The organism is Pseudomonas sp. (genome assembly GCF_032058845.1).
Classification (GTDB): domain Bacteria; phylum Pseudomonadota; class Gammaproteobacteria; order Pseudomonadales; family Pseudomonadaceae; genus Aquipseudomonas.
Genome location: NZ_DAMCCR010000171.1, coordinates 1 through 5314, shown reverse-complemented (window position 1 = coordinate 5314; position 5314 = coordinate 1). Strand labels below are relative to the sequence as shown.

The following is a 5314-nucleotide window of genomic DNA, read 5'->3' as shown; positions in this document are numbered from 1 at the left end:
TCATCATCGGATCCGTCATTACCATCAGATTCAGGTTTGTTCGGAATTTCCTTAGATAAGTTCGGAGGCGTAGAATCAGTATCTTCAGTTTTGCCTTGAATGCGGACACGCACATCACCGATATTATCAATGACAGGTTCACCAACTTCAAGCGCAACGCCTTCGCCACCCTCACCGACGGCCTGGCGGCGCTGACCCTGGCCGCCGCCGTGGTCAGCCGCTGGGCCTTGCGCGCGCCCGCAGCACCCTGCCCAACGCCCGCCGCGCCGCGTGCTCCACGTTGAGCACGCGCTCGGCTCGATCAGTCACCGTTGTCGAGGACGTCATGATGGAACGGGACCACACCCCTGCTGCGCCGCTCACGCTGGTGCCCATCGCTCGCGCCCTGGAAGGTGCGGGCGCTGGCTGCTCCGAACAGATGCTGGACATCGCCCGGTGGTGCGTGTCGTACCTGTGCAACCCTCACCCGGAACTGGGCCGCAGCGGCGCGGTGTGCCCGTGGTCGCCGCCGGCCATGAAGCGCGAAACCTTCTGGCTCACGGACGTGCGCCTGGCCGGGCGTGACGACGACGCCATCGCCGCCGACCTGCTGAGCCTGATCGCGACCTTCAAGCAACGCGCGCCGCAGAGCGGCACCGCCAGCCAGTTCAAGACCATTGTCTGCGTGCTGCACGGCCTCGATGACCCCGCGCAGGTCAATCACTACCACAGCCTGCTCAAGCCGCAGTTCCTCGCGGCCGGCCTGATGCTTGGCGAGTTCTATTCACACTGCCCGAAACCTGGCCTGCGCAGCGACCACTTCAACCCCTTGCGCTCGCCGGTGCCGCTGCTGGTGGTGCGCGAGATGGTCGAGCTGGACATCGCCTTTCTGTCCGACCAGCCGCAGTTCGTCGACGCCTACCTGCGCACCCACGGCGCGCGGGCACGCATCGGCATCAACTCGGTGCTGCACCAGGAAGACCGCTTGAGCCTGAGCAATGAGCAATGGGAGGTGCTGCGGCGCATCGTCGGCAGTTGAAACACCCGTTCCCGCCCCCTTTTGTCTGAGTGCCCCGGAGGCCCTAGAAATGCCCGTTCGTATGCCAGAACCGTTCCGCATCAAGATGGTCGAGCCACTCAGAACCACCACCGCGCAGTACCGCCAGGAGGCGCTGAACAAGGCCGGCCTCAACCCGTTTCTGCTGCGCGCCGACGATGTCTTCATCGACCTGCTGACCGACAGCGGCACCGGTGCCATGAGCGATCGCCAGTGGAGCGCCATGCTCAGCGCCGATGAGTCCTACGCCGGCAGTCGCAGCTTCTTCAAGCTCAGCGACACCGTCGAGCGCCTGTTCGGCTACCCGCACACCATCCCGGTGCACCAGGGCCGTGGCGCCGAGCAGATTCTCTTCCCCTGCCTGGTCGAGCGCGCCAAGGCGCGTGGCGCCACGGCACCGGTGTTCATCTCCAACCACCATTTCGACACCACCAAGGCGCACGTAGAGATAGCCGGGGCGATGGTCAGGAACCGGATCTGCCCGGCCGCGCTGGACACCGCGCGCCATGACGACTGGAAAGGCAACTTCGACCTGGCCGCGCTGGCCAACGACATCGAGATGCTCGGTGCGCACCAGGTGGCGGCGGTGGTCATCACCATCACCTGCAACAGTGTCGGCGGCCAGCCGGTAGCAATGGACAACCTGCGCGACGCCGCCTCCCTGGCGCGCCAGCACGGCATCCCGGTGGTGATCGATGCCGCGCGTTTCTCCGAGAACGCCTGGTTCATCCAGCAACGCGACCCGCTGTACCGCGAGCGTTCGATCCCTGAGATCGTCTGGGAAATGTTCCAGCACGCCGACATCTTCACCATGTCGGCCAAGAAAGACGCCATGGTCAACATCGGTGGTCTGTGCTGTTTCCGTGAAGAAGACGACCTGCTGCGTGCCGCGCAACTGCGCTGCGTGCCGATGGAAGGGTTCATCACCTACGGCGGCCTGGCCGGACGTGATCTGGAAGCCATGGCCGTGGGCCTGGAAGAAGCCTGCGACGTGCACCACCTGGCCAGCCGGATCGGCCAGGTGACCTACCTGGCTGATCGCTTGCAGGCCGCCGGCGTGCCGATTCAGACGCCCGTAGGCGGCCATGCGGTGTTCGTCGATGCCGGCAAGATTCGCCCGGATGTGCCGGGGTATCATTTCCCCGCGCAGATGCTGGTCAATGCGCTGTACCTGGAAAGCGGCGTGCGGGCCACGGAAATCGGCTCGCTGATGATGGGCCGCCACCCGCAGACCCGCGAGCAGGAACCGGCGTTGTTCGAGCTGATGCGCCTGACCATTCCACGCCGCACCTACACCGACAACCACATGGACTACGTGGCTGACTCGCTGGTGGAGGTGATCGCACGCGCTGCCAGCCTGCGCCCGCTCGACTTCACCTACGAGCCACCGGTACTGCGCCAGTTCACGGCACGTTTCAAAGAAATCTGACCACCCTTACCTCAGGATCATTTCCATGGGCCACCCCAATACCCCTGCCACGGCGGCGCACGAGGCCGACCGTACAGTCGATGAGTATCTCGAGCTCGCACGGGAAATACGCCACAAGCTACGGGCCGAACAGGAAGTGAGCGATTCGCAGGGCACCTACAGCCCCGCCATGCACCAATGGTTTCGTGAGCACGGGTTCTACCGGCTGCTGCAACCCAAGCGCTATGGCGGTCACGAGCTGAGCCTGGGCGACTTCTACCGGGTGATGATCGAGATTTCCCGCGGCCACCCGGCCCTCGGTTGGAGCCTGACCCTGGCCGGCGGACATGCCTTGACCGTCGCCTCCCACTGGCCGCAGGCCGTACAGGACGAGGTATTCGCCGGCGACGGGCAGTTCATCGCACCGCACCGTGCCTTCCCCGGTGGCAGCTGCCTGGCCGTTGAAGGCGGCTACCGCATCAGCGGCGTATTCGCCTACTGCACCGGGGTCACCTATTCCACGCACGCCATCGTCACGGTCATGCAGGATGCGGGTACACCCGCGGCCCGCAGCCTGGCCTGCCTGGTGCCACGTGCCGATTTCACCATCCTCAACGACTGGGGCGGCAGCGAGATCCTCGGCATGCGCGCCAGCGGCTCGAACAGCATTCGCCTGGATGACGTGTTCGTGCCGGAGCAGGCAGTGGTGCCGTTCGCTGGTTTCTTCGCCAATCAGGATGTCAGCCACGGCACCGTCGGCACCCGCCTGCACGGCAACCCGCTGTACCTGGGCTACCTGATGCTGCCCTACCACGCCAACCTGCTGGCCCCGGTGATCGGCGCGGCGCGGGCGGCGCTGGACGAATACCAGTGCCTGCTCAAGGCCCAGCCGCACCCGCTCGACCCCACCCACCTGCGTGGCGAAGACCCCCAGTACCAGCGCGCCTTTGGCCAGGCCCTGGCCATGACCGACGCCGCCGAAGCCACCCTGCTCTACACCTGTGAGCAGCACCAGCGCCTGGCCCTGCGCTGGCAGCAGGACGGCCAGCCGCTCAGCGTGGCCGACAACGTACGCGCCTGGGGCACTTTGCAACAGGCCGGCCGGCAAGCCTGCGAAGCGGTCGAGCTGCTGTTCCGCACCTCTGGCACGTCACAGGCGCGCTGCGACACGCGGATGCTGCGCTACTTCAGCGACGTGTCGATGTACCGCGGGCATGTCGGCGCGCAGTGGGAGTCGTTTTCAACCTACGTCGGCCGCGCCGAACTGGGCCTGCCTCTGGAGTTTCTCGAACTATGACCCTCCCTCCAGCGGCCCCCCAGGGGCTGTCGCGTACCGGCGCGCAGTACCTCGACGCCATCGACGATGGGCGCACGGTGTTGATCAATGGCCAATGTGTGACCCGCCACAGCCAGCATCCGGCGTTTTCCGGCGCCGTGGCCTCGGTCGCCGGCCTGTACGACTACCAGGCCAGCCACCTCGACGAGATGACCTTCGCCCTCGACGCCGAGCGCCGGGTCAGCAAGGCCTGGGAGTTGCCGCAACGCCACGAGCAACTGCTGGCCCGCGCCCATGCTTCCCTGGCCTGGGCGCGGCAAAGCCTCGGCTGGCTGGGCCGCAGCCCTGACCATGTGTCGGCCGCCCTGACCGGCATGCTGACCCACATCGAGGTGTTCCAGGCCCATTCACCTGACCGCGCACTGGCCCTGAAAAACTACATTCAGTTCGCCAGCGAGCGCGACCTGTACCTCACCTACACCATCGTCAACCCGCAGGGCGACCGCTCGCGCAGCCCGGGCGAGCACACCGACAACCTCTACCACACCCTCGGCGTGGTGAAGGAAACCGACGCTGGGGTGATCGTCAGAGGCGCAAAAATGCTCGGCACTGCCGCCGTGCTGGCCGATGAAGTACTGGTGGGCGTGCAGAACCCGCTCAAGCCCGGGGTTGATGAGCGCTACGCACTGTCTTTCGCCCTGCCGCTGAACACCCCTGGCATCCGGATTCTGTCGCGCGCCTCGTACGCCGAGGGCAAGAATGCTTTCGATCATCCATTGAGCAGCCGCTTCGACGAAAACGACGCGCTGATCCACTTCGACAACGTGCTGGTGCCCTGGGAACGCCTGTTCGTCTACGGCGACACGGGCATGTGTCGGCGTCAGTTCCACAGCACCGCCGCCGAAGTGCTGATGGACACCCAGAGCCTGGCGCGGCTGACCACCAAGCTGCACTTTCTCACCGGCCTGGCCCAGCGCATGACCGAGATCACCGGCGTCAGCGACTTCCCGGCGGTGCGCGAGATCCTCGGCGAAATGGCCTGCAACACGCTGATGATCGAAGGGCTGTTCAAGAGCCTCATCCACTGCCCGGTGACCCAGAACGGCTACGTCATCCCCGACAAGAAACACCTGTACATGTGCCAGGCCGTGGCGCAGTCGGTGTACCCCAAGTTCATCGAAGCGCTGCGCAAGCTGGCCGGCGGCGGCGTGATCATGCTGCCATCGAGCGTCGATGACCTGTACCACCCCGAAGCCCGCGCGCTGGTCGAGCAGACCCAGTATTCGTCCATGGCAACGCCGCTGGAGCGGGTGCAGTTGATGAAGCTGGCCTGGGATGCGATGGGCTCGGAGTTCGGTTCGCGGCATTTGCAGTACGAGATGTTCTACTCGGGGCCGCATTTCGTGGCGTTGTCGCGGGTGCACAGCGAGTATGACTGGGCGGGGGCAAAGGCCTTGGCGTGTTCGGCATTGGTGGACACGGCCGGGCTTTGCTAAGCCAGGAGCCGTGAACGGTTCGGCGCCAGCGTATCGTCGCGATGGCGGGTCTGACGCGATCCATGTGGGAGCGGCTTCAGCCGCGATGGCCGGCAACG

Annotated in this window: 5 protein-coding genes; all 5 read left to right on the top strand. The window is 65.4% G+C overall.

Annotation, left to right across the window (positions count from 1 at the left end; all coding sequences use genetic code 11):
- The first annotated feature begins 95 nt into the window (after positions 1-95).
- From RT028_RS19865 to RT028_RS19845, 5 genes are read left to right on the top strand one after another with little or no spacing between them, the layout of a single operon-like run.
- Positions 96-284: a hypothetical protein gene (locus tag RT028_RS19865; RefSeq protein WP_312937142.1), complete on the top strand. Its 189-nt coding sequence runs from the start codon at positions 96-98 to the stop codon at positions 282-284.
- A gap of 44 nt (positions 285-328) precedes the next feature.
- Complete coding sequence (locus RT028_RS19860; RefSeq protein WP_312937140.1) at positions 329-1018, top strand: DUF6875 domain-containing protein; 690 nt, start codon at positions 329-331, stop codon at positions 1016-1018.
- Positions 1019-1067: 49 nt separating this feature from the next.
- Positions 1068-2465 (top strand): tryptophanase, encoded by a 1398-nt coding sequence (locus RT028_RS19855; protein WP_312937138.1) that lies wholly within the window; start codon positions 1068-1070, stop codon positions 2463-2465.
- 25 nt (positions 2466-2490) lie between these two features.
- The gene (locus tag RT028_RS19850; protein WP_312937136.1) at positions 2491-3741 is read left to right on the top strand and encodes a hypothetical protein; all 1251 of its coding nucleotides are present in this window, start codon (positions 2491-2493) and stop codon (positions 3739-3741) included.
- Complete coding sequence (locus RT028_RS19845; RefSeq protein WP_312937134.1) at positions 3738-5216, top strand: 4-hydroxyphenylacetate 3-hydroxylase N-terminal domain-containing protein; 1479 nt, start codon at positions 3738-3740, stop codon at positions 5214-5216. The genes RT028_RS19850 and RT028_RS19845 overlap by 4 nt, the downstream gene beginning before the upstream one ends.
- Positions 5217-5314 lie beyond the last annotated feature (98 nt).

What these genes read in the sequence shown, in the direction of transcription:
- RT028_RS19850 (WP_312937136.1), top strand. Translation starts at nt 2,491, where the DNA reads ATGGGCCACCCCAATACCCCTGCCACGGCGGCGCACGAGGCCGACCGT.
- RT028_RS19845 (WP_312937134.1), top strand. Translation starts at nt 3,738, where the DNA reads ATGACCCTCCCTCCAGCGGCCCCCCAGGGGCTGTCGCGTACCGGCGCG.
- RT028_RS19860 (WP_312937140.1), top strand. Translation starts at nt 329, where the DNA reads ATGGAACGGGACCACACCCCTGCTGCGCCGCTCACGCTGGTGCCCATC.
- RT028_RS19855 (WP_312937138.1), top strand. Translation starts at nt 1,068, where the DNA reads ATGCCCGTTCGTATGCCAGAACCGTTCCGCATCAAGATGGTCGAGCCA.